This window comes from Rathayibacter sp. PhB151 (assembly GCF_004366415.1).
Taxonomy (GTDB): domain Bacteria; phylum Actinomycetota; class Actinomycetes; order Actinomycetales; family Microbacteriaceae; genus Rathayibacter; species Rathayibacter festucae.
Genome location: NZ_SOEN01000007.1, coordinates 153,403 through 179,595, shown reverse-complemented (window position 1 = coordinate 179,595; position 26,193 = coordinate 153,403). Strand labels below are relative to the sequence as shown.

Sequence of the window (26,193 nt, the reverse complement as noted above, 5' to 3'; positions counted from 1 at the left end):
GAGCCAGAGGTCGAATCACGAGCCGAAGATCCTCCCGCCGGACCTCCGGCTCGCCGAACATTCCTCGGCACCCGGAAACCCCGCCAGACCACGAGCCGTACGCGTAATCGCGAGCCGAAGGCCTCGCCGCCCAAGCTCCGGCTCGCGAGAACCGCCCAGGCACGCGGAAACTGCGTAGAACGACGAGCCGAAGAGCATTTCGCGAGCCGACCGTCGAATCGCAAACCGGAGGGCTTCCCACCCGAGGTTCGGCTCGCGAAAACCGCCCCGGCACGCGGAAACCCCGCAGAACCACGAGCCGGAGCTCGAATCACGAGCCGAAGCTCATCGCGCCTGACGTGTTCGGCTCGCGGAAACGTCCTCAGCACGCGGAAACCGCGCAGAACGACGAGCCGGAGATGATTTCGCGTGCCGAAGGTCCTCCCGCCGGAGGTTCGGCTCGCGAGAACCGTCTCGGCACGCTGGAACCCCGCAGAACTACGAGCCGTAGGCCGAATCACGAGCCGGAGGTCCTCCCGCCGGAGGTTCGGCTCGCGGAAACCGCCTCGGCACGGGGAACGGGGCGGAATCGCGAGCCGGAGGTTCTCCCGCCAGAGGTTCGGCTCGCGGAAACCGTCGCGGCACGCGGAAACGGGGCGGAATCGCGAGCCGGAGGGCGAATCACGAGCCGGAGATCCTCCCGCCGGAGGTTCGGCTCGCGGAGACCGCCTCGGCACGCGGGAACCGGCAGGAATCGCGAGCCGGAGGTGGTTTCGCGAGCCGGAGGTGCCGGGGTGGCGGAGGGGTGGAGTGGCGGGGGGGGGCCTGGAACGACGGAGGCCGCCCGCTCCCCGGGTGGGGAGGGGCGGCCTCGGTCGTGGGGGGACGGACTACGCCTGGTGCGCGGCCTGGAGGTCGAGCGTGATGGTGACCTTCTCGCCGATGAGCACGCCACCGGTCTCGAGGGCGGCGTTGTAGGTGAGACCGAAGTCGGTGCGGTCGATGGTCGCCTTGGCGGTCAGACCGGCCTTGTAGTTGCCGTAGGGGTCGGAGCCGAAGCCGCCGAACTCGACCTCGAAGGTCACGGGCTTGGTGACGTCCTTGATGGTGAGCTCGCCGTCGACGAGGAAGTCGTCGCCGTTCGCGCGGACCGCGGTCGACACGAAGTGGATCGAGGGGTACTTCTCGGCCTCGAAGAAGTCGCCGGTGCGGAGGTGTCCGTCGCGGTTGGGCTCGTTGGTGTTGATGGAGGCGACCTCGGCGGTGGCCTCGACCTTGGAGTCCAGCGGGTTCTCGCCGGTGGTGAAGGTGGCGGTGAAGCGCTCGAACTTGCCCTTGACCTTGCTGATCATCAGGTGGCGGACGCTGAAGCCGACCTCGCTGTGCGTGGGGTCGATGACCCAGGTGCCGGCGCGGTATCCGGGGATGGTGGTGGTGTCGCTCATGGTTTCTCCTCGAGAGTGTGAATCGCGCGGGAAGCTCGTCCCCGTCCGATGTATGCAAGCGCATCGACGGATCGAGTATTCCATGTAGCGACAACCTTTTTCGACACGGGACCCCTGTCCGACGACTGATGGACACTTCCACGCCGCCTTCCACCCTCGGAAGGGGCACAGACGACCGCCACGGCCCGGGTGAGTCCGCGCGGAGCACGACGAAGACTGAGGACGGCCCCGCAGCATCCGCGCGATCCCCGGCCAGAGCCGGCGCCCCTTGAGAGGCGCCCTTCGACAGGAGACACCGATGACCGACGCCCCCACCCCCGCCGACGCCCTCCGCCGCCGCACCGTGCTGGCCGGCGCCTGGGCCGCTCCCGTGGTCGGAGCCGCACTCGCCTCCCCCGGCGCCGCGGCCTCGACCACCGAGATCACCGGCACGATCGTCTTCACCCCCCGCCAGTACCGCGGGACCCGCGTCGGCGACCGGGTCGAGTTCCCGCCGCTGACCGGCACCGTCACCATCTCGCGCGGTCCGATGCCCTCGAAGGCCTTCGTGAACTTCTCGGACCCGAACGAGCGCGTCGACCTCCGCCGCGACGCGGGCCGGTTCACCCCGGTCGACCCGGTGACCGGCCGCTTCTCCTTCGACGGCGTCTACAACGCGATCGTCGACGGAGAGAACCCGTTCGGCTTCGCCTACGCCGGCATCGCGGAGGAGGACGCCGACGGCGCGATCTTCGGCTACGACGTCGCCGAGCTGGACGGCTGAGCCGTCCGGGGCGGCCGACCTGTCAGCGCGCGGCCGTCGGCTCCGCGCCCGTCGGCTCCGCGTCGCGCACCGGGTTGCGGATGCCGAGCAGCGAGACCAGCCCGCCGAGGAAGAGCAGCACGGCGGTCGCGATCGCCGCGCGGCGGAAGCCCTCGGCGTCGAGCGTGTCGCCGACGATCAGGGAGGTGGCGGCGATCGCGACCAGCCCGGCGATCCGCGAGACCGCGTTGTTGATCGCGGAGCCGACTCCGCTGTGCCGGCTGTCGACCGCGCCGAGGATGGTGGAGGTCAGCGGGGCGACGGTGATCGCGAGGCCGAGGCCGAAGAGCAGGATGCCGGGCAGCAGCTGCGTCACGTAGTCGGCGGGCGGCCGCACACCGGCCAGCAGCAGGAAGCCGACGCCGGCGACCAGCGGGCCGACGCCCATGAAGAGCCGCGGCCCGAACCGCGCTGTCAGCGCGCCGGCGACCTGCGAGAGCAGCAGGAGCAGGATCGTCGGCGGGAGCGTGGCGAGGCCGGCGAGCGTGGCCGAGAAGCCGAGCCCCTGCTGCAGGTAGAGACCCAGGGCGAAGAAGCCGAACGAGAGCGCCCCGTAGATGAACGCCGTCGACACGTTGCCGACCGTGAAGTTGCGCGAGGCGAACAGCGAGAGCGGCAGCATCGGGTTCGGCGTCCGCCGCTCCCAGAGCACGAAGGCGACCAGGGCGGCCAGACCGCCGATCAGGGCGACGAGCACCAGCGGGTTCCCGAAGCCGAGCCGCTCCTGCTCGATCAGCGCGAAGACCGGGCCGCCGAGGCCGATCACGCCGAGCACCGCGCCGACGCCGTCGATCGGCACCCGGGTGCCGGAGTCGACGTGGCCGAGCCGGCGCAGCAGCAGCAGCGTCACCGCGATCGGGAGGAGGTTGAGCGCGAAGACGTAGCGCCAGGAGCCGGCGTCCACGAGCAGCCCGCCGATCACCGGGCCCGCGATCGTCGCCGTGCCCGTCCACGCGGTCCACGCGCCGATGGTCTTCGCCTGCGCGGCGCCGTGGACCGTCGCGATGATCAGCGCGAGCGAGCTGGGCACGAGGATCGCCCCGGCGGCGCCCTGGAGCATCCGGGCGACGATCAGCACCTCCGCCGTCGGCGCGAGCGCGCAGAGCAGCGAGGTGACGCCGAAGCCGATCAGGCCGATCGTCATGCTGCGGGCGCGCCCGATCCGGTCGGCCAGCGAGCCGGCGACCAGGATCAGCGCGCCGAGCGTGATCAGGTAGCCGTCGACCACCCACTGCTGCACGGCGAGCCCGCCGCCGAGCTCGCGGGTGATCGCGGGCAGCGCCACGTTGACGACGGTGCCGTCGAGGAACGCCACGAAGGAGGCGAGGATCGCGACCACGAGGACCGCGCGCGGGCGGCTCGTCGCGGTGCCTTCGGAGGTGCTCATCGCTGCTGCCGGCTCATCCGCTCACCGTACTCCGAGCCGACGCGGCGCAGCGCGGCACCGCCGGTACAGACTCGTCGCCTACTCTCGTAGCCATGTCTGCGCAAGGAACCGCCCGCAGCGGCGTGCTCGCCCGCGTCCTCGGTGTCGTCGGAGCGAGCCTGGCCGGAGGGCTGCTGATCACCGTCGGCGTCACTCCCGCCCTCGCCGTCACCGGGCTCGCCGCCAACAACCCGATCGGGCTCTTCGAGACCGTGCCCGAGTACCTCGAGCTGGGCCAGCTGGCGCAGAAGACCGAGATCTACGCGAAGAACGCCGACGGGACCGACGGTCTCCTCGCCTCCTTCTACGCGCAGAACCGCGAGGAGGTGGCCTTCGACCAGGTCAGCCAGTTCGTGAAGGACGCGGCCGTCTCGACCGAGGACCCGCGCTTCTACGAGCACGGCGGCGTCGACCTGCAGGGCACGATCCGCGCGGTGCTGAGCAACGTGGTCGGCGGCGATCTGCAGGGCGGGTCCTCGATCACCCAGCAGTACGTCAAGAACGTCCTCGTGCAGAAGGCCGAGGCGCTCAGCGACACCGACGCCGCCGCCTCGCAGGCCGCCTACGACGAGGCGACCGCCACGACGCCGGCACGCAAGCTCAAGGAGATGAAGCTCGCCGTCGACCTCGAGAAGAAGTACAGCAAGGACGACATCCTGCTGGGCTACCTCAACATCGCCGGCTTCGGCGGGCAGGTCTACGGGATCCAGGCCGCGGCCGAGTACTACTTCTCCAGCACCGCGGCGACGCTCTCGCTCGCCCAGGCCGCCAGCCTGATCGCGACGGTGAACAACCCCAACGGCCTCCGGATCGACCAGCCGGAGAACATCCCCGAGAACAAGGTCCGGCGCGACTACGTCCTGGGCCGGATGCTCGAGGAGGGGAAGATCTCGCAGGCCGACCACGACGCGGCGGTGGCCGAGGAGGTCGTCCCGGCGATCAAGGAGACGCCCACGGGCTGCCAGCAGGCCGGCAACGCCGCCTTCTTCTGCGACTACGTGACCCGCGTCATCCAGAACGACCCCGCGTTCGGGGACGATGAGAACACCCGCTTCGCCAACTTCCAGCGCGGCGGCTACAAGATCTACACGACGCTCGACCGCGAGCTCCAGGACGTCGCGACGGCGGCCACGAACGCCGCAGTGCCGAAGGTGCCCACGAACGACGTCAACATCGGCAGCTCGACCGTCTCGATGGAGGTGGGCACGGGCCGCGTCCTGGCGATGGTCCAGAACAAGGACTACGACGCCGCCGGCTCCGTGAACGGAGCGAACTTCTCGGCGATCAACTTCAACACCGACACGGCCTACGGCGGTTCCGCCGGCTTCCAGGTGGGGTCGACCTACAAGGTCTTCACCCTCGCGCAGTGGCTCGCCAACGGGCACACGCTCTATGAGACGGTGAACGGCCGCGAGCGCGGCTTCTCCGGTTTCACGGCGAGCTGCGACCCGAACGGCGGCGAGGACCTCTCCTATCCCGCGGTCGGCAACGACGACAACGAGAACGGCACGTACAGCGTCCTCGAGGGCACGATGCGCTCGATCAACACCGTCTTCGTCTCCATGGCGCAGCAGCTCGATCTCTGCGCGATCCGCGACCAGGCGGTCGCCTTCGGAGTGAAGGCGGCGGACGGTGGCGTGATCGACTACAAGCCGTCCTCGATCCTCGGCTCCGACACCCTGATCTCGCCGATCTCGATGGTCACCGCCTTCGCCGGATTCGCGAACAACGGCTCCGCCTGCTCGGCCATCGCGATCGACTCCATCACGGATGCGACCGGAGTCGGCGTGCAGCCGCCGACGTCGACCTGCAACCAGGCACTCTCGCCCGAGCTGACCGCCGTGGCGAACTACGCGCTCCAGCGCGTCGTCACGTCCGGTACGGCCGCCCAATCGGATCCCGATGACGGGATCGAGCACATCGGCAAGACCGGAACCACCGACAACGCCGAATCCACCTGGATCGACGGCGCGAGCTCTCGCGTCGCGACCGTCGTCTGGGTCGGCAACATCGACGGCCACGTCTCGATGCGCGAGGTGCGCTTCCCGAACTCGGACCTGGAGTCGCGGCCCTACGCGTCGAACATCCGCCACTACATCTGGAACAGGGTGATGACGGCCGCCGACGAGAAGTACGGCGGAGACGACTTCGCCGAGCCGAGCAGCGCGCTGCTGAACGGCCGGCAGATCGCCGTGCCGAACGTCGCCGGGCAGTCCGTCGACGACGCGACCGAGGTGCTCGAGGACCTCGGCTTCGACGTCGAGGAGGGCGCCACCGTCGACGCCGCGACGCCCGCCGGGACCGTCGCCGGCACCGACCCGGGCGCCGGGACGACGATCGCCCGCTACTCCAGCATCACGCTGCTCGTGAGCAACGGCGCCCTGGTGCCCGCGCCCGAGACGCAGGCGCCCGCTCCCACGGCGACCACGGCGCCGACCGCGACGGCCGAGCCCACCGCGGAGCCGACCGCGACTCCGACGCCGCTGCCGACCGCGACACCCACCACCACCCCGACGGCGGAGGTCGACCAGTGAGCGGCTTCGATCCCGGCTTCCTCGGCGCCCCGCTGGCGGCGCCCCGTCCCGTCGGCGACCGCGCGGTGCGGCAGCTCCCGTACACGCACTTCGAGGTGCTCCTCGACCCGGAGCGCCGGCTCGCGCTCTCGACCGCGGTGAACATCGACGGCGCGCGACTGCTCGACCTCGGCCGCGGCGACGACTGGCACCTCGACGAGCGCGTGCCCGCGAGCGAGCAGACCGGGCCGGAGGTGTACGCGCGGAACGACTTCGACCGCGGCCACCTCGTCCGCCGCCGCGACCCCGTCTGGGGCGAGTCGGCCGAGGCGCGCGCCGGCAACGTGGACAGCTTCTGCTACACGAACGCGGCGCCGCAGGCGAGCGGCTTCAACCAGTCCAAGGAGCTGTGGCTCGGCCTCGAGGATCTCGTCCTCGAGTACGCGCAGGTGAACCGCGCCCGGATCGACGTCTTCACCGGCCCGGTGCTGGCGGAGGGCGACCCGGTCTACCGCGGCATCGGCGTCCCGCTGCGCTTCTGGAAGATCGCGGCCTGGAGCCCTGACGGCACGACCCTCGCGGCGAGCGCGTACCTGCTCGACCAGACCGCGCTGGTGCGGCGGATCGTCGACGGGGAGGACCGCGAGGGCCTCGCCCCGCTCGGCGCCTACCGGACCTTCCAGGTCGCGGTGTCGAGCCTGGCCGGACCGACGGGTCTCGACCTCGACGCCCTCGCCGCCGTCGACGTCCTCGGCGCGGCCGGAGCGCGGGCGGAGCCGCCGCGCGAGCTGCTCACGGCCGAGGACGTGGCGCGCGGTCTGACCGCCCGCTGAGCCGCACGCCGAGCCGCACGCCGAGCCGCCCGGCGGTCCAGGATGGGGGCATGACCTCCCCCGTCCTCGTCGAGATCGACGACTCCGGCAGTCCTCTGCTCCGCGATCCCGGGGCCGGCCTCGTCCGCGTCGACGAGCCGGGCTATCTGCGCGGCGACGGCGTCTTCGAGACGCTGGCCGTGATCCAGGGCCGTGCCCGCGGGCAGGACGAGCACCTGGCGCGCCTCGCGGCCTCCGCCGCGGCTGTCGGGCTCGGCATCCCGTCCGCCGAGGCGTGGTCCGCGGCGATCGCCCTCGCGGTCGCCGAGCACGACGCGGTCGAGGACCTCAGCATCCGGCTGGTCGCGGGCTACCGGGACGCCACGACGGCGCGGGCGACGGTCCGCGCGGAGCCGACCGCCGACTCCTCGGAGCTGCGTGACAGGGGCGTCGCCGTCGCCGTGCTCGACCGCGGCTACCCGCACGGGGTGCAGGAGGAGGCCCCCTGGCTGCTCGGCGGCGTCAAGACGACCTCCGGCGCCGTCACCCGCGCCGCACTGCGCGAGGCGAAGCGGCGGGGCGCCGACGACGTGGTCTGGCGCACGAGCGACGGCCTCCTGCTCGAGGGCGCGACCTCGAGTCTCGTCCTGCTCGCGGACGGGGTGCTCGTGACGCCCGCCGCCGGCGCAGGGATCCTCGATGGGACGACGATGGCGAGAGTGCTGCCGATCGGCGAGGGGCGCGGCCTCTCCTCCGCGCGGCGGGACCTGCCTGTCGCGGCGCTGGCCGGCGCCGACGCGGCCTGGCTGGTGTCGAGCACCCGGCGCGCCGTGCCGATCCGCTCCGTGGACGGACAGCCGCTCGCCGTGGACCGCGCGCTGACGGCGGCGTTCGAGGAGGGACTGCTCGCCGACTGACGTGTCCCGGGCGCTCAGGCCGCGTCGGCGAGCTCGCGCGCCGTCCAGGCGCCGACCCCGACCGACTCCGCCTGGCGCAGGTCGTCGACGGTGTCGACGTCCAGCCGCAGCGTCGAGGACTCGGGCAGGTCGAGCACGCGGTAGCCGGCAGCGACGTGCTTCTCCCGCGAGTCGAGGCCGAAGGCCGGCTCCGGGCCGGTCCCGCCGGGCAGGAGCAGCGCGGTCGTGCCGCTGCCGGCGCGGTCGCCGACCATCGCCGGGGTGTCGCCGGCGGCGGCGAGCGCGCCGTCGAGATCGGCGGCGGTGAGCGCGGGCAGGTCGGCGGTCAGCGCGATGACGGGCGAGCCGGGGCGGTGGTCCTGCGCCGCCGCGATGCCCGCGGCGACGGCGGGGTTGAGCTGCCCGGGATCGCCGACGACGTGCAGGCCGGGGTGCTCGAGCGCGGCCCGCTCCACCGCGGACATGTCGGAGGTGACGAGGACGACGGCGCCCACGGACTCCGCCGCGCCGACCGCCGCCAGGGTGTCGAGGAGGAACGCCTCGGCGAGGGCGGAGCGCGCCACGAGCTCGAGGCGGGTCTTGGAGGTGCCACGGCCCCGGTAGACGACGACGGCGGTCCAGGCGCCGCTCACGACGCGACCCGCCCGGCCGCTGCCGCGAGCCCTGCCGCGTGACCCTCGGCGTAGCCCTCCGCGTGCGCCTCGTCGGCGCCGACGCGGAACATGTCGTCCGGACCGGTGCGGGTCAGCGTGCGGGCGCCCGGTGCGTCGAGGCCGCTGACGAAGCGGTCGAGGCCGCGGACGACGGCGACGGGGTGCCCGGTCGCCTTGCCCTTGACCAGGTCGCCGAGCGCGGCGATCTCGTCGGCGACCGCGGGCATGGTCACCGCGAGCGTCCGGCCGAGCGCGTCGACGGCGCCGCGCAGGTCGTCGATCACCAGCAGGCCGGCCGCGCCGATCGCCGCGTCGGTCTGCCCGACCCGCCAGGCACGGCCGAGCGTGTCGCTCACGACGACGCCGACGCGCGCTCCGAGCCGCTCGCGCAGACCGGCGCAGAGGGCGCGGGCCGAGGCGTCCGGATCCTCGGGCAGCAGCAGGACGGTGCCCTCGGCGACGTTGCTGGAGTCGACCCCCGCCGCGGCCTGGACGATGCCGAGGCGGTTCTCCACGATCCGGGTGACCCCGTGCGCGTGCGCCCGGGTGGCCACGACGCGGACCGTCTCGGCAGTGATGGCGTCCTCGCGGTCGTCAGCCGCGACGACCCGGCCCTCGGCCTTCGAGACCACCTTGCTGGTCACGACGAGGACGTCGCCGTCGACGGGACGGTCGGGTTCGGGAGCGGCCGCGACCGCCGCGAGGATCAGCTCGAGCAGGTCGTCCCCCGGAACCACCTCGGGGATCCCCTCGAGGACCCAGGCCGCCACGCGCATCGCACTCATCCCGCCATTGTCCCAGGCGCCGGAGACGCGTCGCGCACGCCCCCCGGACGCTTGCGGCCCGGGCCCGGAACGTGCGAGCGAGAGGTCAGGAGGCGAGGTACGCCGCGACGGCCGGCGGCACGTAGGGCGAGACGTCGCCGCCCAGTCCCGACACCTGGCGCACCAGCGAGGAGGAGACGTGGGCGTGCGCGGGGTCCGGCAGGAGGAAGACGGTCTCGACATGCGCGAGGTTGCGGTTCACGATCGCCATCGGCGTCTCGTAGGCCACGTCGACCTGCGAGCGGATGCCCTTCACCAGGATGCTCGCGCCGACGTCGGTGCAGTAGTCGACGAGCAGTCCCATGCTCCAGGAGGCGACGACGATCGACCCCTCGATGCCGGCCTCGGCGATCGACTGCTCGATCAGCGCGACGCGCTGCGCGATCGGCAGCAGCGCGGTCTTGGACGGGTTGTGCACGACGACGACGTGCAGCTCGTCGACGAGGCGCGCGGCGCGCTCGATGACGTCGAGATGCCCGAGGGTGACGGGGTCGAACGAGCCGGGGACGACGGCGATGCGGGCCATGCCCCCAGCGTATCGGGCGCCCCGGCGGGCCTACCCGGACCCGACCACCCCGTCGGGGTCAGCTCTTGCCGAGGAACTCGCGGTCGCGCTCCTGCACGCGCCGCTCGAGCGCGGCACGCAGGCGGTCGTGCGTGGCGAGGACCGGATCGGTCTCGAGCAGCCGCTCGGCCAGCACCCGGGCCTCGAGGATGAGCCAGGAGTCCTGCACCACGCGCAGCAGGCGCAGGGAGGAGCGCCCGCCGGACTGCGAGTCACCCAGCACATCGCCCTCGCGGCGCAGCTCGAGGTCGGCCTCGGCCAGCTCGAAGCCGTCGAGGGTCGCCGCGACGGTCTCGACCCGCTCGCGCGCCGTCGTGCCGGCCTCGGCCGCGGTGACGAAGAGGCAGACGCCGGGCACCCCGCCGCGCCCGATCCGGCCGCGCAGCTGGTGGAGCTGCGAGACGCCGAACCGCTCCGCGTCCAGGACGATCATCATCGACGCGTTCGGCACGTCGACGCCGACCTCGATGACCGTCGTCGAGACGAGGACGTCGATCTCGCCGGCCGCGAAGGACCGCATGACGGCGTCCTTCTCCTCCGCCGTCATCCGGCCGTGCAGGGCGGCCGAGCGCCGCTTCCCGAGCAGGGCGTGCCCGCGGACGCCCTCGATCGTCTCCGACACCGTCGACAGCGGGGTGGCCGCGGGCTCGTCGTCACCGGCGAGCGGACCCTCCGCCGCCTCCCCGGGCTCGATCGCCGGGCAGACCAGGTAGACCTGATGGCCCTTCCGGATCTCCTCCTCGGCCCGCTCCCAGGCCCGGGCGATCCAGGCGGGGTGATCGGCCAGCGGCACCACGTGGCTGGTGATGCCCGGGCGACCGGCCGGCAGCTCGCGGATCGTCGAGACGTCCAGGTCGCCGAAGACGGTCATCGCGACCGTCCGCGGGATGGGCGTCGCGGTCAGCACGAGCACGTGCGGCGGCTGCGCCCCCTTCCGCCGCAGCGCATCGCGCTGGTCGACGCCGAACCGGTGCTGCTCGTCGATCACCACCAGACCGAGGTCGTAGAACGAGACCTTGTCGCCGAGCAGGGCGTGCGTGCCGACCACGATCTTCGCGGTGCCCGAGACGATCCGCAGCAGGGCCGCGCGCCGAGCCGCGGCGCCGAGGCCGCCGGTCAGGAGGGTCGGCGAGAGCTCCGCCGCCAGCTCGGGCCCGAGGGTGCGCACGATCGAGCGCAGGTGCTGGCCGGCGAGCACCTCGGTGGGCGCCAGCAGCGCCGACTGCCCGCCGCTCTCGGCCGTCGCGAGCATGGCCCGCAGCGCGACCAGGGTCTTGCCCGAGCCGACCTCGCCCTGCACGAGCCGCGACATCGGCGACTCGGCCGCGAGGTCGCCGGCGATCTCCCGGCCGACCGTCCTCTGGTCGTCGGTCAGCGTGAACGGCAGCGCGGCGTCGAAGCGCTCGAGCAGACCGCCGGGCTCGGCGACCCGCCGGGTGCCCGGAGTCGAGCGCGCCGCCGCCCGCCGCTCGAGCAGGGCCAGCTGCAGCAGGAACGCCTCGTGGAAGCGCAGGGTGTCGCGCGCCGGGACCTCCTCGCCCTCGCGCTGCGGCCGGTGGATCAGCTCGAGCGCGGCGCCGAGGTCGAGCAGCTTGCGGTTCGCGCGCACCTCGGCGGGGATCGGGTCCTGCACGTACTTCAGGTCGTCGAGCACCACGTCGATCGCCGCCTGCAACTGCCAGCTCGCGATCGTGCTGGTCGCGGGGTAGATCGGGATCGGCCGCTCGGTCCAGTCCTTCGTGAGCGCCGACTTCGCGATCGGGCCGTGCGCCGTGACCTCCTCGTCGTCGAAGAGCCGGTAGTCGGGGTGGGTGAGCTGCTTCGTCTCGCGGAACATCGACACGGTTCCGGCGAAGATGCCGCGCACGCCCCGGCGCAGCTGCGCGGCGCGCCAGGGCTGGCCGAAGAACGTCAGCGAGAGGGTGCCCGTGCCGTCCGAGATGATCACCTCGAGCAGTCCGCCGCGGCGGTTCTTCATCTCGCGCGAGCGCACCTCGCGGACCTCGGCGACGATCGTCACGTTCTCGCCCACCGGCAGCCGCGACACGTCGGTCAGCTCGCCGCGCTTGGCGTAGCGGCGCGGGTAGTGGCCGAGGAGCTCGCCGACCGTGCGGTAGCCGAACGCCTTCTCGATCGGCTTGGCCGTGCGCGGGCCGATCAGCGGCGCGAGCGAGGCGTCGAGGGGGTCCGGGATCACCCGACGATCATAGGTCGGACCTCGGACGCCGGACCCGCGCGAGGCCCGGGAGGACCGATCGCGGCGCGACAGCCGCGCTCAGGCGGCGGCCGGTGCCGACGGAGGAGCGCAGTCCGGCGACCACCGTCGTCGCTGCGCGCCAGCCCGCGGACTGCTCCGCGAGCACCGGCGCGTAGCGGACGCGCTCGACCCCCTGCCGGAGCTCCCGCAGGGCCGACCGTGCGCCCTCGTCCTCGCCGAGGGCATCGGCGATCAGAGCCTCCTGGGCTCGCGGCGACTCGCCGTCCTCGACCGGGACACCGAGGTCGCGCGCGCTCGCCACCAGCTCGGCCCAGGCCGGCTCGAGCGAGCCGTCGGCCGCCCGGCGCCGGCGGACGGCGCGCTGGACGACGCGCAGGAGCCACGGCACGAGCAGCAGCAGGACGAGCAGCGACCAGAGCGTGACGACCGGGGCGGTGGACGCCGTGGAGCCGCCGAGGGCCCCGGGCGTCGCCGTCGCGGTCGACGCGGTGGGAGTCGGCGTCGCGGTCTCGCCGGGCGCCGCGCCGGGAGCGGCGCTCGCGGCGGCTCCGGGGGTCGTCGAGGGGGCGGAGGTCGTGGCACTCGGCAGGGTGTACGAGGCCGGGGCGCCGCGGCTCGGCGTCGGCTCGAACGGGAGCCAGCCGACGCCCTCGAAGTACAGCTCCGGCCAGGCGTGCAGATCGGACGACTGCACGCGGTAGCTGGTCAGCTCGGTGCCCGGCGAGGGCACGACCGAGCCCGGCTGGTAGCCGATGGCGAGCCGGGAGGGGATCCCCAGCTCCCGCGCCATCACGGCCATCGCCGAGGCGAAGTGCACGCAGTAGCCCTCGCGGACCTCGAGGAAGGAGGCGAGCACGCCGACGCCGTCGCCGTCGTAGCCCTCCTCGGCGGGGGTGTCCTCGGAGTAGCGGAACTCGGACGAGCGGAAGAAGGTCTGCAGCGCGCGGGCCCGGTCGTAGGCGGTGACCTCGTCCGCGGTGACCTCCGCGGCGGTGCTGCGGACGATCTCCGGCACGTCCTCCGGGAGCGAGAGGTAGCGCTCGAAGCCGGTGGGCACGGGCGCGTCGAGGAGCTGCTGCGGGTCGGGCTCGAGGCGCAGCGCCTGCACCTGGTACTCGTCGCCGGCGCGGGTGGTGGCGTCGCCGCGGATCGAGCCGTCCTGCACGTCCTGCAGCCAGCCGTCGCCGACCCCGCTGAGCTCGGAGACCGGGTAGGGCACCGGCAGCCAGCGGCTGCGGAGGGTCTCGACCGAGACGTCGACCTCCTCGGTCTCGCGCGGAACGGCCTCGCCGAGACCGGCGGGAGCGATGGGAGCGGCGATGTCCGCGGTCTCCTCGGTGTCGCTGGGCGCCCAGTCCTCACCCTCGAAGTCCGAGACGGTGAGCACGCGGAGATAGACCGGCAGGTCGGAGTCGGTCGAGTAGCGCAGCACCGTCACCGGGTTGGGCCGGCGGAGGTCGGCGCCGAGGGCGACGACCGGGTCGATCGAGCCGTTGAAGAGCGTGCCCGAGACCCCGGACGGCGTGGAGACGCGGGTGAAGCCGCCCGCGGAGCCGGCGACGAGCCCGGCGGCGATCACGACGACCCCGGCCATCGCGATCGACGGCACGGCGGCGCCGAGCGAGCCCCCGCGCGGTGCGCGGCGCTCGGGACGCGCGCTGACCGCGAGGATCCCGAGGTAGACCAGCGCCGTGAGCAGCAGGCTCGGCCAGGAGACGTCGGCCGGGTCGATGACGGCCGGCACCGCCAGCAGGGTGGCGGGGAAGAGACCGGCGAGCGCGGGCAGCCGCACCGAGAAGGCGAAGAGGTCGGCGGCCCAGGCCAGCACGACCACACCGCCGACGAGGAGGAAGGCGATGCCGTTGTCGGCGACCGCCGGCAGGCCCTGCTCGGCGATCGAGGTGAAGCCGGCCTGGGCGAGTGTCTGCGCGTCGGCGATCGCTCCCGGCGTCGGGACCAGGAAGAGCAGCGCCCGCCCGGGCACGAACATCGCGGTGAGCACGCCGACCGCGGCCAGGGTGCCGAGGATCGGCGGGAGCACCGGGTGGGCGCGGACGGCACGCGCGGCGGCCGGGACGGCGAGGACGACGCCGACCGCGACGGCCAGCTGGACGAGCCAGCCGATGCCCTCGAGCAGGCGGCCGATGCCGGAGGACGCGGTGACGAGCGAGAGCCAGAGCAGGACCGAGAGCAGGACCGAGCCCGAGCGGGCGTCGCGCCCGCGGCGGCTCACGCGACCACCCGGAGCGCGAGGGCCTGGGCCCACGCCTCCTCGACGGCGGTGCGCGGGGTGACCGGGACGGGGTACCAGCCGAGGGAGCCGAGCGCGGCCTCCTCCTCGGGCGTGCCGCCGACGAGGAAGGCGACGGCCGGGCGCGCGTGGGCGGCGAGGGAGGCGAGAGCGGCGAGGTCCTCCTCGTGCAGCCGGGAGAGGACGGCGAAGACCGGGCGGCTGCCGCCGGCGTCGCGCATCTCGGCGGCGATGCGGCCGACCGCCTCGACCGACTCGGCGGCGGGGGCGAGCTCGGCCAGGCGCAGCAGCACGTCGTGCGCGGCCTCGCGCTCGTCCTCGGAGCGGACGGGCTGGTCGGGCGCGCCGGTCTCGATCAGGTGCGTCTCGAAGCCGCGCTCGAGCAGGTGCACCGCGAGCGAGGCGGTCATCGAGACCGCCCACTCCAGGCGGTCGTCGCCGCCGCGCTCGTCGAGGATGCGCGCGGCCCGCGTCTCCAGCAGGATCCAGGCGTGCGGGTCGGTGTTCTGCTCGTCCTGGCGGACCTTGAGCTCGCCCGAGCGGGCGCTGGCCCGCCAGTGCACGCGACGCATGGCGTCGCCGGGGCGGTAGTCGCGCGGGATCACGTCGTCGGTCCCGGCCCCGGCGGTCGCATGCGCGACCGGGCTGGAGCCGCCGGCGCCGTGCGCGTCGAGCACGTCGCTCTGCAGCGGGACGGCCCGCGGAGTGACCACGAAGGGCTGCGCCGCGCCCGCGATCGTCTCGCGGACCGCCAGGCCGAAGAGGTCGCCGCGGAGGAGCCGCAGCGGGCCGATGCGGTGGATGCCGCGCCGCCCCGCGGGGAGGCGGTAGCGGGCGCGGACCCGGCTCGAGCCGCTCCCCCGCTGCGCGACCGCCGGCAGGGTGAACGCGCCGCGGGCGACGGTGCGCCCGGAGACGAGACCGCGCTCGACGCGGTCGAGCCGGTCCTCCGCCCGGGCACCGGCCCGCAGGGCCGCGCCGCGGTTGTCGAGGACGACGTCGACGTCGACCACGTCGCCGACCGCGACGACCTGCGGGGCGAAGCGCCGCTGCACCTGCAGCACGGGCGTCACGGCGAGCAGCGCGAGGACCGCGGCGACGGGCAGGCCGAGGAGGACGATCCCGACGAAGAGCAGCTCGCGGAACTCGATGACCGGCGCGACGACGATCCCGAGCGCGCCGAGCACGACCAGTGCCCAGCCGCGCAGGGTGAGCGCGACCCCCCGGACGGCCGGGAGCGCGCCGATGCGCCGAGCCGACCGCTCCGCACCGCGCCGCTGGGGCTCACGGGACCGGGGTGCGCCGGAGCGGGGACCGCGCGGCTCAGTCGGCACGGCCGCTGAACGGGACGGGGGTGGCGGCGACGATGCGCTGGACGACCTCGGTGACGGAGTGCGAGGCGCCGGTGCCGGAGCGGCCGGGGAGCCGGGTCGCCGGCAGCAGGCGGTGGCCGAGCACCGGCACCGCGAGCACGTCGATGTCGTCCGGGACGACGAAGTCGCGGTCGTTGATCGCGGCGAGCGCCTTCGCCGCGGCGATCAGCTGCAGGGTCGCGCGCGGGCTGCCGCCGAGGCGCAGCTCGGGATCGATGCGGGTCGCCTGCATGATCGCCACCACGTACTCCTGCACCGGCGGGGCGACGTAGATCGACTGGACGTAGTCCATCATCCGGGCGAGCTGATCGTGGCCGACGACCTGGCGCAGCTCCTCCAGCGGGCTCGCGGCGTCGCGGGTGCGGATCATCTCGAGCTCGGCGCGCTCGTCGGGATAGCCGAGCGAGAGCCGCGCCATGAAGCGGTCGCGCTGCGCCTCGGGGAGGCTGTAGGTGCCCTCCATCTCGACCGGGTTCTGCGTCGCCACCACCGCGAACGGCCGCGGCAGGACGTGCGTCACGCCGTCGACCGAGACCTGGCGCTCCTCCATGCACTCCAGCAGCGCCGACTGGGTCTTGGGCGAGGCGCGGTTGATCTCGTCGCCGATCACCACGTTCGCGAACACCGGACCCGGCTTGAACTCGAAGTCGCGGGTGGCCTGGTTGAAGACCGAGACGCCGGTGACGTCGGAGGGCAGGAGGTCCGGGGTGAACTGGATCCGCGAGACGGTGCCGCCGACGGAGGCCGCCAGCGACTTCGCCAGCACGGTCTTGCCGGTGCCGGGGACGTCCTCCATCAGCAGGTGGCCACCGGCGAGGAACACCGTCAGGGCCATCGAGACCTCGGCGTCCTTGCCGTCGATCACGCTGCACAGGTTCTTCAGGATCGCGGCGCAGTGGGCGCTGAACTCCTCGCGGGTCATCGCCGACCCGGGAGCCGCACCGCGGTCCGATGCCGTGCCGACTGCGGAGCGGGTCTCATCGAGGGACGTCATAACTGGTGATTCTCGCAGTGCGAACCGGAAAACGGCTCAGGCTTCCGGGGGGCTCCCAGCCCTCGGCGCGAGTCCTATGCTCGGAACGGTGACCAGGATCATCGCCGGCTTCGCCGGATCGCTCACCCTGCGGGTCCCCCGCGCCGGCACGCGGCCCACGAGCGACCGGGTGCGCGAGGCGATCTTCTCGGCGCTCGAGGCGCGCGACGCCCTCGACGGCGCGACGGTCATCGACCTCTACGCGGGCTCCGGAGCGCTCGGCCTCGAATCGGCCAGCCGCGGCGCCGCCTCCGTGCTGCTGGTGGAGCGCGACCCGAAGGCCGCGAAGACCGCCGGCGAGAACGCCCGCGCGATCGCGACGGCCGCGGCCTCGAACAAGCGCCCGAAGCCCCGGATCGAGGTCGTGATCGCCTCCGTGCGCTCGTTCCTCGACGGCTCCCCCGCGGTCAACGCCGACACGGTCTTCCTCGACCCGCCCTACGACCTCCCCGAGGACGAGCTGGCCGCGGATCTCGCCGGTGTCCTCCCGCTGCTCGCCGAGCACTCCGTCGTCGTCGTCGAGCGGAGCTCGCGCAGCCCGGAGCCGCGCTGGCCCGCCGGGCTCGAGCGCGACCGGCGGAAGGACTACGGCGAGACGACGATCTGGTGGGCGTCGCCGGCGGCGGGCGAGTAGCCGAGCCGCCCGCCGCCGCGGATCAGCCCGCGGCGCCGTCCCAGCCCAGGTAGGGGTCCCAGCCGCCGCGCTCGTCCAGCGCGACTCCGCCGAGCCGCACCTCCGGGGCGCCCTCGCGCACGGTGCCCAGGGGAGTGAAGCCGGGTGGCAGCGCCGTGCCGGGCGGGAAGCAGGCGAGCATCGCGTGGTCCTCGCCGCCGCCGAGAACGAGCGCGCGGGCGAGCGCGGCGTCGATCCCGTCCACGGCCGTCAGGGGCGCGGCGTGGGCGTCGACGGCAGCAGGATCGAGATCGAGCACGACTCCGCTCGCCCGGGCCATCCGCCGCGCGTCGAGGACGACGCCGTCGGAGACGTCCATCATCGCCGTGGCGACGCCGCCCGCCGCGATGCCGGCCGCGATCGGCGGCGTCGGCCGCAGCTGCGCGTCGAGCACCTCGGGATGCTCCGCCCGCAGCGCACGGGCGACGGCCGCATCGGGCTCGCCGGCCGTCCGGGCACGCTCGAAGAGCAGCCGGAGGCCGAGCCCGGAGACGCCGAGCGGCCCGGCGGTCGCGATCACGTCGCCCTGGCGCGCGCCGCTCCTCAGCACCGGCGGCCGGCCGTCGAGCGAGCCGAAGGCCGTGATCGCCAGGGTCAGCGTCGCCGACGCGGACAGGTCGCCGCCGACCACGCCGCAGCCGGGGGCCATCGCCGCGCAGCCCGCGGCGAGACCGTCCGCGATCCCCTCGAGCACGTCGACCCCGAGCCGCTGCGGCGCCGCGATGGCGACCACCAGCGCGGTCGGGCGGGCGCCCATCGCGGCGACGTCGGAGAGGTTGGAGGCGGCGGCCTTCCAGCCGAGATCGAACGGCGAGGACCAGGCGAGCCGGAAGTCCGGGCCGTGCACCATCATGTCGGTGGTCACCACGAAGCGGCCGTCCGGCGCCCGCAGCACCGCGGAGTCGTCGCCCGGCCCGACGAGCGTCTCGGCACCGCCGCCGAGCCTCGGCAGGATCCGCGCGAGGACCTCGCCCTCGCTGAGCTCGGCCAGGGTGGGGCTCGGATCCGGTGCCATGGTTCACACGCTAGCGTTGCCGTCGATGTCCTCCCGTCTCCTCCGCACCCCCCTCGCCGCCGCCGCCGCCGTCCTGCTCCTGAGCGGCTGCTCGGCCGCCGTGGCGCTGCAGCCGGCCGACGACGCGACGAACGAGGGCTGCGCCGAGGTCTCGGTGCGGCTGCCCGACGTCGTCGCGGAACTGCCCGAGCGCGAGACGAACGCGCAGGGCACGGCGGCCTGGGGCACCCCCGCCGCCGTCATCCTGCACTGCGGCGTCACGCCGCCCGGCCCGACGACCGAGCTCTGCGTCTCGGTCAGCGGCGTCGACTGGATCATCGACGAGTCGCAGGCCGCCGACGACGTCTACACGCTGACCACCTACGGCCGCGACCCGGCCGTCGAGATCACCGTCGATCAGAGCCGCGCCTCCGGCACCTCGGCCGTCGTCGACCTCGCGAACGCCGTCTCCTACCTGCCGCAGGAGCGCGCCTGCACGAACGTGTCCGACACGGACACCCTCGACCCGCCGAGCACGCCCGCGGGCTGAGCCGTCGTCAGCCCGACGTGCCGAGCGCCGCGGCCGCGACCTCGAGCGCCCGCTCCGGCGTCGCTCCGAGCGCCCGGACCCGCGCCGCGTACGCGCCGGCCGCGAGCTGCAGCTCGTGCTCGACCGAGTCGACGCCACCGGAGACGACGGTGCCCGCCCGGCCCCGCGTCTCCAGGATCCCCGCGGCCTCGAGCTCCTTGTACGCCCACGCGACGGTCCCCGGAGCGACGCCCAGCTCCTCGGCGAGGGTCCGCACCGCGGGCAGCCGCGTGCCGACCAGGAGCGACCCCGCGGCGACCTGCGCGGTGATGCCCTCGCGGATCTGCTCGAACGGCGCCCGCGGGCCCGGCTCGAGCCGGAGGCCGAGGCCCGCCGCGGTCATCGGACCGCGGCCGGGACGCGCTCGAGCGCCAGGTCGAGCAGCTCGCTGATCAGGTCGGGGTAGTCGACGCCGCTCGCGCCCCACATCCGCGGGAACATCGAGATCGGCGTGAAGCCGGGCATCGTGTTGATCTCGTTGATGACGAAGCCGTCGGCCGTGAGGAAGAAGTCGACCCGCGCGAGGCCCTCGGCCCCGATCGCGGTGAAGGCGCTGACCGCGAGGGCCCGCATCTCGGCGAGCTCGTCCTCGGTGAGCTCGGCCGGGCAGACCAGCTCCACGCCCTTCATGCCGAGGTACTTCGCCTCGAAGTCGTAGAAGCCGCCGCCGCTGACGACGACCTCGCCGGCCACGGACGCGCGCGGGGACTCTCCCCGGCGCGCTCCGAGCACGCCGATCTCGACCTCCCGGCCGACGATCGCGGACTCGATCAGCACCCGGGAGTCGTGCGAGAACGCCTCCTCGAGGGCGGCGTCCAGCTGCGAGCGCTCGTCGACCCGGCTCACGCCGACGCTCGACCCGGCACGGGCCGGCTTGACGAACGCGGGCAGGCCGAGCTCGTCGAGGGCCGACGCGGCGTCGCTCGGGTCCTCGCGCCACTCCGCCTCGGTCACGGTGTACCAGGGGGCGACCGCGATGCCCGCCGCGCGGAAGACGGTCTTGGTGAAGTGCTTGTCCATCCCGAGCGCGGACGCGAGCACGCCCGAGCCGACGTAGGGCAGCCCGACCAGCTCGAGCATCCCCTGGACGGTGCCGTCCTCGCCCCACGGGCCGTGCAGGATCGGCAGCACCACGTCCACGTCGCCCAGCGAGCGGACGGAGCCGTCGGCCGCGGTGACGGTCAGCTCGCGGGAGAGCGCCGACTCCGGCCAGCGCACGCGGGTCCCGTTGTCCTCGACCCGCGGCAGGGCACTCGCGTCGAGCGCGAACTTCTCCGGCCGGTCCTCCTCGAGCACGAACGCGCCGTCAGCGGTGATCCCGACGGGGATCACGTCGAAGCGGTCACGATCGATCGCCCGCAGCACCCCCGCCGCCGTTGCGCAGCTGATCGAGTGCTCGCTTGAACGCCCCCCGAACAGAACGGCCACTGCGAGCTTGCTGGTCATCGAGGTTCCTCTCACCCTGGGGCTCGTCCGAATCCGTGGTCAGGTGCGGCGCGATGTCCTTCGGATCGAGCGTACCGGCGAGCACCTGCGACACCTGCTCGACGATGGGCATGTCGACTCCGCGGGCCCGGGCGAGCTCGAGGATCGGCGCGACCGAGGAGAGCCCCTCCGCCGTCTGCTGCATCGACTTCACGACGTCGCCGAAGCTGTAGCCCTGGCCGAGCAGGCGCCCGGCCGTGTTGTTGCGCGAGAGCGACGAGCTCGACGTCGCGATCAGGTCGCCGAGGCCGGCCAGCCCGGACATCGTCTCGGGCCGCCCGCCGTACGCGACGGCGAAGTCGGTCATCTCGGCGAGGCCGCGGGTGATGATCGACGCCTTGGTGTTCTCGCCGTAGCCGACGCCGTCGACGATGCCGATCGCGACGGCGATCAGGTTCTTCAGCACGCCGCCGAACTCGGTCCCGATCACGTCGGTGTTGACGTAGGAGCGGAAGTAGCGGTTGGTCGCGGCGAGCGCGACCTCCTGCGCGGTGACGAGGCTCTCCGAGGCGATGACCGCCGCTGTCGGCTGCTCCTTCGCGATCTCGAGCGCGAGGTTGGGCCCGGAGGCGACCGCGATCCGGCTCGGATCGATCGGCAGCACCTGCGAGATCACCTCGCTCATCCGCTGGCCGGTGCCCTTCTCGACGCCCTTCATCAGGCTGACGAGGACGGTCCGCTCGGTGAGGAACGGTGTGATCGCCTCGAGGTTCCCGCGCAGGGTCTGCGACGGGATGGAGAGGTAGACGTGGTCGGCGCCCTCGAGCGCCTCCTCGATCCGCGGGGTCGCCCGGATGTTGCGCGGCAGGTTGATGCCGGGCAGGTAGTCGCTGTTGCGCTTGGCCTCGGTGATCTCGCGGGCGAGCTCGGCCCGCCGCGCCCACATCACGACGTCGGAGCCGCCGTCGGCGAGGATCTTGGCGAAGGTGGTTCCCCAGCTGCCGGCGCCGAGGACGGCGACACGGCGCGGCACGGGGATCGGCGCCTTCTCGGCCCTACTGCCCCTGCTCAAAGCGTCCCGTGCCCTTCTGATTGTGCTCGGCCGGGTTCCAGCGCTTCTCCGGTGCCGTCTCGCCGCGCAGCTCCTCGAGCAGGCGGGTGATCGCGGCCATCACGACGGTCGACGCCTCGTTGAGGGTCGCGGAGTCGAGGCTGCGCCCGCGGAACGCCGACAGGTCGACGGGATCGCCGACCAGGACGTCGACGCGCTTGCGGCGGAAGAGGGTGATCTTCTTGGAGTAGCGGCCCATGACCTGCTGGGTGCCCCAGTGCGCGACGGGCACGACGGGCAGTCCGTACTGCAGTGCCATCCGCACGGCGCCGGTCTTGCCGCGCATCGGCCAGAGCTCCGGGTCGCGGGTCAGGGTGCCCTCCGGGTAGATCAGGACGGAGCCGCCCCGGTCGACGAGCTCCTTCGCCGCCTTCAGCGGCTCGCTGCCGCGCACGGAACCGGCCCGCTCGACCGGGATCTGCCCCGAGGCGCGCAGGATCGCTCCGGCCAGAGGGATCTTGAACAGCGACGCCTTCGCCAGGAAGCGCGGCGCGCGACCGGCGCGCCACAGCACCCAGCCCGTGATGAACGGGTCGATCTCGCTGTAGTGGTTCGGCGCGAACACGAACGCGCCCTTGCGCGGGATCTTGTCGATGTCGCGGACCCGGAGGTCCACGGAGGCGGTGAGCGTCGGGATCACCAACGCCGCGAGGAGCCAGAAGATGGACGGGCGGCTTCGTTCAGACACCCGCCCATCCTCGCATCCCGGCTCCGCTGCCCCCGCCGCCCACGCCAACGGGCGGCGCGGCGCACGCGCCGACGCTGGTCAGGCAGCCCCGCAGGGGCGTATCGAGGCCCCTCTCCCGTCGCTGTGCGCTCTCCGCTCGCGGGCTCCGGCAGGCCGACGCGACTTCGGCACGCGGTTCCGGCCGATCACGGGAGGGCGGCGCCGCAGCGTTAGCGTGGCGGAGTGAGTGAGCGACGCGAGAACCCGGTGTCCGCCGGACTCCGCGGGCTCACCGATTCGGTGACGGCGCTCCCGACGCTCGCGTTCGTCCTCCTGCTCGGCTTCGTCGCCGTCTACTCGATCGGCACCCGCAGCCCGGAGCTGCTCGCCCAGCTGCTCGCGTGGGCCGGTCTCGTCGCGGTCGGACTCGCCGTCGCCACCGGGTTCGTCCTGGTCGTCGTGCGCTCCGTCGCGCGCGCGGTCGGCGGCCCGCTCGCGCACGTCGAGGCCGAGGCGAGCGACGGCGAGGTCGTGCTGAGCCGCCGAGAGATGGTCGACGTCCTCCGCTGGCTGGAGCCCCGCCTCCCGAGGCGGATCTCCCGCCCCTACGCCGTCGTCGTCCCTGCAGCGAGGGGACTCTCCGTCTCCCTCCGCTCGCAGGTCGTGATCGTCCCCTGGTCGCGCGTCCGCGCCGTCCGGCGACGCCGGGTCCGCCGAGGGCTGCGCCGGCACGACGCCGTCGTCGTCGACCTCTCGCGAGCCGGGGGCGGCCGAGCGCGGTCGCTCACGCTCCTCCCGGTGGAGCAACCGGGGCTGTTCGGTCAGCGCCCCGCCTCCGAGCAGACACTGGTCCTCCTCCACCGCCGCATCGCCGCGGCGCTCCCGCCGGGCGAGCCGGCGCCGGCCTGGGGCACCCCCGACGAGTGACGCCGCCCTCGACGAGCTGCGCCGGCTGGGAAGAGCGATCCGCTTCAGAGTGTCGCGCCGGCGGGATGCAGCGACGCCCCTCCGGACACGTGCCGTGCGTCACCGTCACCCTGCGGCGGATCCCCTCGGTACCGTGTCGACGTGATCCGCGCCCCTCGCCTCCTCGAAGCCGTGCTCGCCGCCGCATCGGAGAGTCCCGCGCTCCTGGTCGCTGCGGCGACCACCGCGGTCACGATCGTGCTCCTGGTGGTCCTCGTCGCCGCGCGCCTCGTCGCCGCTCCGCGCGCCCTCGTCCGGGCGAGCGCGATCGGCGGTGTCGTGGTCGTCGGCGGACCGGCGGTCTCGCGCCTGCTGCGGTTCGGCGACCCGACCCTCCCGACGCCCGATCTGCACCCGTACCTCGTCCTCGATCCGGCGGAGGAGGCCCTCGTGGTGCTCGCCGGCGATCGGCGCGTCGAGATCCTCTGGGACGAGATCCGCACCCTCGAGCGACGCACCGTCGGCTTCGGGAGCCGGACAGCGATCGGCGTCACGGTGTCTCGTGGGTTCAGGCCCCGGTCCGCGGACCTGCGTCTCGTCGAGGAGCCGGGGCTTCTCGGACTGCGGCCGGCGTCGGCTCAGAGCGTCGACCGCTTTCACGGGCGGCTCCGCGCGCGGGTGGAGGCGGCCGGCTCCGCGTCCCCCGACAGCCGCTGAGCACGGCGCCCAACGGGACTCGTGCCTGCCCACGGCCTGCAGGGATCGATCGCGAGGGGTGGGCCCGCGGGACGCCGGCCGGACCCGCGGAGCGACCGTGCGGCCGGGACTCCGGCACGCGGACACGACTCGGGCTCGCGGGATCCTGCCGATCCGACGAGTCGGAGACGGTTCCGTGAGCCGGAGGTCGAGCCGACCAGCGGCCACGAGACGTCGGGCACATGGAAACGGCTCCGGCTCGCAGGATCGGGGGGATTCTGCGAGCCGGAGCCGGTGTCACGTGCCGGAGGTACTCCGGCGCCGCGGGCTACGCGTCGAGCGAGAAGTCGGCGCCGAGCAGCTCGAGCTTGGTGAGGAAGTTCTCGTAGCCGCGGCTGATGATGCCGACGTTCGAGACCGAGGAGGTGCCCTCGGCCGAGAGCGCCGCGATCAGGTGCGAGAAGCCGCCGCGCAGGTCGGGCACGACGATGTCGGCGCCGTGCAGCTTCGACGGGCCGGAGATGACCGCGGAGTGCATGAAGTTGCGCTGACCGAAGCGGCAGGCCTGGCCGCCGAGGCACTCGCGGTGGATCTGGATGGTGGCGCCCATCTCGACCAGCGCGTCGACGAAGCCGAAGCGCTGCTCGTAGACGGTCTCGTGCACGATCGACACGCCCTTGGCCTTGGTCAGCGCCACGACGAGCGGCTGCTGCCAGTCGGTCATGAAGCCGGGGTGCACGTCGGTCTCGATGATGACCGGCTTGAGCTCGCCACCGGGGTGGTAGAAGCGGATGCCGTCCTCGGCGATCTCGAACGCGCCGCCCACCTTGCGGAAGACGTTGAGGAAGGTCGTCATCTCCTGCTGGCGGGCGCCGCCGACGAAGATGTCGCCGTCGGTCGCGAGGGCCGCGGCGGCCCAGGAGGCGGCCTCGTTGCGGTCGAAGAGCGCGCGGTGGGTGTAGCCCTCGAGGCGGTCGACGCCCTCGATGCGGATCACGCGGTCGGTGTCGACCGAGATGATCGCGCCCATCTTCTGCAGGATGTTGATGAGATCCATGATCTCCGGCTCGATCGCCGCACCCGACAGCTCGGTGATGCCCGAGGCGCGGACCGCGGTGAGCAGCACCTGCTCGGTCGCGCCGACGCTCGGGTAGGGCAGCGACACCTTGGCGCCGTGCAGGCCCTCGGGCGCCGACATCCGGATGCCGGAGGGCAGCTTCTCGACGATGGCGCCGAAGTTGCGGAGGACCTCGAGGTGGTAGTCGATCGGGCGGTCGCCGATGCGGCATCCGCCGAGGTCGGGGATGAACGCCTCGCCGAGCCGGTGCAGCAGCGGTCCGCAGAACAGGATCGGGATGCGGCTGGACCCGGCGTGCGCGTCGATGTCGGCGAAGTGCGCGGACTCGACGTTGGAGGGGTCGAGGATCAGCTCGCCCACCTCGGGGCCCTGCTTCACCTTGACGCCGTGCACCTCGAGGAGGCCCTTCACGACGCGGACGTCGCTGATGTCCGGGACGTCGCGCAGGGTGGACGCGGTCTCGCCGAGGAGCGCGGCGACCATCGCCTTGGTGACGAGGTTCTTCGCGCCCTTGAGCTCGATCCGGCCCTTCAGCGGTCGCCCGCCGTGGATGGTGATCCGCTCGGTGGTCATCCCCACACGGGCTCCCGCCGCCTTCGCATCCTGTGCTCCCGCCGCCTTGGCGTCCTGAAGAAGTGTGTTCACGCTATTTCACCGGCAATGTCTTGGGCCGCCAGCTCGCGCGACGGGTCTCGAATTCGGAAATGAGCGCTTCGTCGCGCAGGGTCAGGCCGATGTCGTCCAGCCCTTCGATCAGGCGCCAACGAGTGTAGTCGTCGACCTCGAAAGGGAAGGTCTCGCCACCGGCGGTGACCGTACGACCAACCAGATCGACGGTCGCTTCTATTCCCGGCGTCGCATCGATCAGCTCCCAGAGCCGGTCGATGTCGCTCTCCGCCAGGGCCGCCGCGAGCAGCCCCTGCTTGCCGGAGTTGCCGCGGAAGATGTCACCGAAGCGGGAGGACAGCACGACGCGGAAGCCGAAGTCGCGCAGCGCCCAGACGGCGTGCTCGCGGCTGGAGCCGGTGCCGAAGTCGGGGCCCGCGACGAGGATCTGCGCACCCTGGAAGGCCGACTGGTTGAGCACGAACTCCGGGTCCTGGCGCCAGCCGTGGAAGAGCGCGTCCTCGAAGCCGGTCTTGGTGACCCGCTTGAGGAAGACGGCGGGGATGATCTGGTCGGTGTCGACGTTGCTGCGCTTCAGCGGCGCGGCGATGCCGGTGACGGTCTCGAACTTCTCCAT

General features: G+C 73.3%; 24 protein-coding genes. 8 read left to right on the top strand and 16 right to left on the bottom strand.

All coding sequences use genetic code 11. From position 1 onward, the window contains the following. Positions 1 to 869 precede the first annotated feature (869 nt). Positions 870 to 1,424, bottom strand: a complete 555-nt coding sequence (locus EDF35_RS08165) for a YceI family protein (protein WP_123445585.1) — start codon at positions 1,422 to 1,424, stop codon at positions 870 to 872. 298 nt (positions 1,425 to 1,722) lie between these two features. Between EDF35_RS08165 and EDF35_RS08160 the strand changes: the two genes are divergently transcribed. Then, positions 1,723 to 2,187, top strand: coding sequence for a hypothetical protein (locus EDF35_RS08160; protein WP_123445584.1), 465 nt, complete (start codon positions 1,723 to 1,725; stop codon positions 2,185 to 2,187). Between the two features lie 22 nt (positions 2,188 to 2,209). Here the strand turns inward: EDF35_RS08160 and EDF35_RS08155 are convergent, their stop codons facing one another. Further along, entirely contained in the window at positions 2,210 to 3,613 is a 1,404-nt protein-coding gene (locus tag EDF35_RS08155) for a DHA2 family efflux MFS transporter permease subunit (protein WP_133961750.1), read from the bottom strand. Between the two features lie 92 nt (positions 3,614 to 3,705). On the opposite strand from EDF35_RS08155, the gene EDF35_RS08150 reads away from it, so the two are divergent. From EDF35_RS08150 to EDF35_RS08140, 3 genes are read left to right on the top strand one after another with little or no spacing between them, the layout of a single operon-like run. After that, complete coding sequence (locus tag EDF35_RS08150) at positions 3,706 to 6,186, top strand: transglycosylase domain-containing protein (RefSeq protein ID WP_133961748.1); 2,481 nt, start codon at positions 3,706 to 3,708, stop codon at positions 6,184 to 6,186. Continuing rightward, on the top strand, positions 6,183 to 6,998 hold the full coding sequence (locus EDF35_RS08145) for a DNA/RNA non-specific endonuclease (protein ID WP_133961746.1): 816 nt from the start codon (positions 6,183 to 6,185) through the stop codon (positions 6,996 to 6,998). The genes EDF35_RS08150 and EDF35_RS08145 overlap by 4 nt, the downstream gene beginning before the upstream one ends. 50 nt (positions 6,999 to 7,048) lie before the next feature. Next, entirely contained in the window at positions 7,049 to 7,894 is an 846-nt protein-coding gene (locus EDF35_RS08140) for an aminotransferase class IV (protein WP_133961744.1), read from the top strand. A gap of 14 nt (positions 7,895 to 7,908) precedes the next feature. On the opposite strand, the gene cofC is transcribed toward EDF35_RS08140, so the two are convergent. From cofC to EDF35_RS08105, 7 genes are all read right to left on the bottom strand, one after another. Then, positions 7,909 to 8,526: a 2-phospho-L-lactate guanylyltransferase gene (gene cofC / locus EDF35_RS08135; RefSeq protein WP_133961742.1), complete on the bottom strand. Its 618-nt coding sequence runs from the start codon at positions 8,524 to 8,526 to the stop codon at positions 7,909 to 7,911. After that, positions 8,523 to 9,323 (bottom strand): coenzyme F420-0:L-glutamate ligase, encoded by an 801-nt coding sequence (gene cofE / locus EDF35_RS08130; RefSeq protein WP_123445578.1) that lies wholly within the window; start codon positions 9,321 to 9,323, stop codon positions 8,523 to 8,525. Before cofE ends, cofC begins: the two co-directional genes overlap by 4 nt. A 94-nt stretch (positions 9,324 to 9,417) precedes the next feature. Continuing rightward, on the bottom strand, positions 9,418 to 9,897 hold the full coding sequence (gene coaD / locus EDF35_RS08125; RefSeq protein ID WP_123445577.1) for a pantetheine-phosphate adenylyltransferase: 480 nt from the start codon (positions 9,895 to 9,897) through the stop codon (positions 9,418 to 9,420). A gap of 58 nt (positions 9,898 to 9,955) precedes the next feature. Then, entirely contained in the window at positions 9,956 to 12,133 is a 2,178-nt protein-coding gene (locus EDF35_RS08120) for an ATP-dependent DNA helicase RecG (RefSeq protein WP_243839903.1), read from the bottom strand. 7 nt (positions 12,134 to 12,140) lie between these two features. Next, on the bottom strand, positions 12,141 to 14,387 hold the full coding sequence (locus tag EDF35_RS08115; protein ID WP_133961739.1) for a DUF3488 and transglutaminase-like domain-containing protein: 2,247 nt from the start codon (positions 14,385 to 14,387) through the stop codon (positions 12,141 to 12,143). Next, positions 14,384 to 15,739 (bottom strand): DUF58 domain-containing protein, encoded by a 1,356-nt coding sequence (locus tag EDF35_RS08110; protein ID WP_133961737.1) that lies wholly within the window; start codon positions 15,737 to 15,739, stop codon positions 14,384 to 14,386. The genes EDF35_RS08115 and EDF35_RS08110 overlap by 4 nt, the downstream gene beginning before the upstream one ends. Continuing rightward, complete coding sequence (locus EDF35_RS08105) at positions 15,729 to 16,700, bottom strand: MoxR family ATPase (RefSeq protein ID WP_243839968.1); 972 nt, start codon at positions 16,698 to 16,700, stop codon at positions 15,729 to 15,731. The genes EDF35_RS08110 and EDF35_RS08105 overlap by 11 nt, the downstream gene beginning before the upstream one ends. 160 nt (positions 16,701 to 16,860) lie before the next feature. Between EDF35_RS08105 and EDF35_RS08100 the strand changes: the two genes are divergently transcribed. Beyond that, positions 16,861 to 17,445, top strand: coding sequence for an RsmD family RNA methyltransferase (locus tag EDF35_RS08100; protein WP_123445992.1), 585 nt, complete (start codon positions 16,861 to 16,863; stop codon positions 17,443 to 17,445). 22 nt (positions 17,446 to 17,467) lie between these two features. Here EDF35_RS08100 and thiL read toward each other — a convergent pair whose 3' ends face one another. After that, positions 17,468 to 18,499 carry a thiamine-phosphate kinase gene (gene thiL, locus EDF35_RS08095; protein ID WP_133961733.1) on the bottom strand — a complete coding sequence of 344 codons (1,032 nt, stop codon included), beginning with the start codon at positions 18,497 to 18,499 and terminating at the stop codon, positions 17,468 to 17,470. Positions 18,500 to 18,524: 25 nt separating this feature from the next. Between thiL and EDF35_RS08090 the strand changes: the two genes are divergently transcribed. Beyond that, complete coding sequence (locus EDF35_RS08090) at positions 18,525 to 19,028, top strand: DUF3515 domain-containing protein (RefSeq protein WP_133961730.1); 504 nt, start codon at positions 18,525 to 18,527, stop codon at positions 19,026 to 19,028. A 7-nt stretch (positions 19,029 to 19,035) separates the two neighbouring features. Here EDF35_RS08090 and EDF35_RS08085 read toward each other — a convergent pair whose 3' ends face one another. Genes EDF35_RS08085 through EDF35_RS08070 form a run of 4 tightly spaced genes read right to left on the bottom strand, consistent with a single transcriptional unit; the run spans position 19,036 to position 22,291 of the window. After that, positions 19,036 to 19,410 (bottom strand): GntR family transcriptional regulator, encoded by a 375-nt coding sequence (locus EDF35_RS08085; RefSeq protein ID WP_133961728.1) that lies wholly within the window; start codon positions 19,408 to 19,410, stop codon positions 19,036 to 19,038. Next, on the bottom strand, positions 19,407 to 20,513 hold the full coding sequence (locus EDF35_RS08080; protein ID WP_132438360.1) for a D-alanine--D-alanine ligase family protein: 1,107 nt from the start codon (positions 20,511 to 20,513) through the stop codon (positions 19,407 to 19,409). Before EDF35_RS08080 ends, EDF35_RS08085 begins: the two co-directional genes overlap by 4 nt. Beyond that, entirely contained in the window at positions 20,410 to 21,525 is a 1,116-nt protein-coding gene (locus tag EDF35_RS08075; protein WP_173286025.1) for an NAD(P)H-dependent glycerol-3-phosphate dehydrogenase, read from the bottom strand. Before EDF35_RS08075 ends, EDF35_RS08080 begins: the two co-directional genes overlap by 104 nt. Before the next feature lie 22 nt (positions 21,526 to 21,547). Then, positions 21,548 to 22,291 carry a lysophospholipid acyltransferase family protein gene (locus tag EDF35_RS08070; protein WP_243839902.1) on the bottom strand — a complete coding sequence of 248 codons (744 nt, stop codon included), beginning with the start codon at positions 22,289 to 22,291 and terminating at the stop codon, positions 21,548 to 21,550. Positions 22,292 to 22,513: 222 nt separating this feature from the next. On the opposite strand from EDF35_RS08070, the gene EDF35_RS08065 reads away from it, so the two are divergent. Together EDF35_RS08065 and EDF35_RS08060 are read left to right on the top strand one after the other, a co-directional pair. Continuing rightward, on the top strand, positions 22,514 to 23,197 hold the full coding sequence (locus tag EDF35_RS08065) for a hypothetical protein (RefSeq protein WP_133961724.1): 684 nt from the start codon (positions 22,514 to 22,516) through the stop codon (positions 23,195 to 23,197). A gap of 141 nt (positions 23,198 to 23,338) precedes the next feature. Continuing rightward, positions 23,339 to 23,893: a hypothetical protein gene (locus EDF35_RS08060; protein ID WP_133961722.1), complete on the top strand. Its 555-nt coding sequence runs from the start codon at positions 23,339 to 23,341 to the stop codon at positions 23,891 to 23,893. Between the two features lie 307 nt (positions 23,894 to 24,200). On the opposite strand, the gene murA is transcribed toward EDF35_RS08060, so the two are convergent. Together murA and leuD are read right to left on the bottom strand one after the other, a co-directional pair. Beyond that, positions 24,201 to 25,523, bottom strand: coding sequence for a UDP-N-acetylglucosamine 1-carboxyvinyltransferase (gene murA / locus EDF35_RS08055; RefSeq protein ID WP_164874434.1), 1,323 nt, complete (start codon positions 25,521 to 25,523; stop codon positions 24,201 to 24,203). 73 nt (positions 25,524 to 25,596) lie between these two features. Continuing rightward, positions 25,597 to 26,193, bottom strand: a complete 597-nt coding sequence (leuD, locus tag EDF35_RS08050; RefSeq protein ID WP_123732070.1) for a 3-isopropylmalate dehydratase small subunit — start codon at positions 26,191 to 26,193, stop codon at positions 25,597 to 25,599.

What these genes read in the sequence shown, in the direction of transcription:
- EDF35_RS08165 (WP_123445585.1), bottom strand. Translation starts at nt 1,424, where the DNA reads ATGAGCGACACCACCACCATCCCCGGATACCGCGCCGGCACCTGGGTC.
- EDF35_RS08160 (WP_123445584.1), top strand. Translation starts at nt 1,723, where the DNA reads ATGACCGACGCCCCCACCCCCGCCGACGCCCTCCGCCGCCGCACCGTG.
- EDF35_RS08155 (WP_133961750.1), bottom strand. Translation starts at nt 3,613, where the DNA reads ATGAGCACCTCCGAAGGCACCGCGACGAGCCGCCCGCGCGCGGTCCTC.
- EDF35_RS08150 (WP_133961748.1), top strand. Translation starts at nt 3,706, where the DNA reads ATGTCTGCGCAAGGAACCGCCCGCAGCGGCGTGCTCGCCCGCGTCCTC.
- EDF35_RS08140 (WP_133961744.1), top strand. Translation starts at nt 7,049, where the DNA reads ATGACCTCCCCCGTCCTCGTCGAGATCGACGACTCCGGCAGTCCTCTG.
- cofE (WP_123445578.1), bottom strand. Translation starts at nt 9,323, where the DNA reads ATGCGCGTGGCGGCCTGGGTCCTCGAGGGGATCCCCGAGGTGGTTCCG.
- coaD (WP_123445577.1), bottom strand. Translation starts at nt 9,897, where the DNA reads ATGGCCCGCATCGCCGTCGTCCCCGGCTCGTTCGACCCCGTCACCCTC.
- EDF35_RS08105 (WP_243839968.1), bottom strand. Translation starts at nt 16,700, where the DNA reads ATGACCCGCGAGGAGTTCAGCGCCCACTGCGCCGCGATCCTGAAGAAC.
- thiL (WP_133961733.1), bottom strand. Translation starts at nt 18,499, where the DNA reads ATGGCACCGGATCCGAGCCCCACCCTGGCCGAGCTCAGCGAGGGCGAG.
- EDF35_RS08090 (WP_133961730.1), top strand. Translation starts at nt 18,525, where the DNA reads ATGTCCTCCCGTCTCCTCCGCACCCCCCTCGCCGCCGCCGCCGCCGTC.
- EDF35_RS08085 (WP_133961728.1), bottom strand. Translation starts at nt 19,410, where the DNA reads ATGACCGCGGCGGGCCTCGGCCTCCGGCTCGAGCCGGGCCCGCGGGCG.
- EDF35_RS08080 (WP_132438360.1), bottom strand. Translation starts at nt 20,513, where the DNA reads ATGACCAGCAAGCTCGCAGTGGCCGTTCTGTTCGGGGGGCGTTCAAGC.
- murA (WP_164874434.1), bottom strand. Translation starts at nt 25,523, where the DNA reads ATGACCACCGAGCGGATCACCATCCACGGCGGGCGACCGCTGAAGGGC.
- leuD (WP_123732070.1), bottom strand. Translation starts at nt 26,193, where the DNA reads ATGGAGAAGTTCGAGACCGTCACCGGCATCGCCGCGCCGCTGAAGCGC.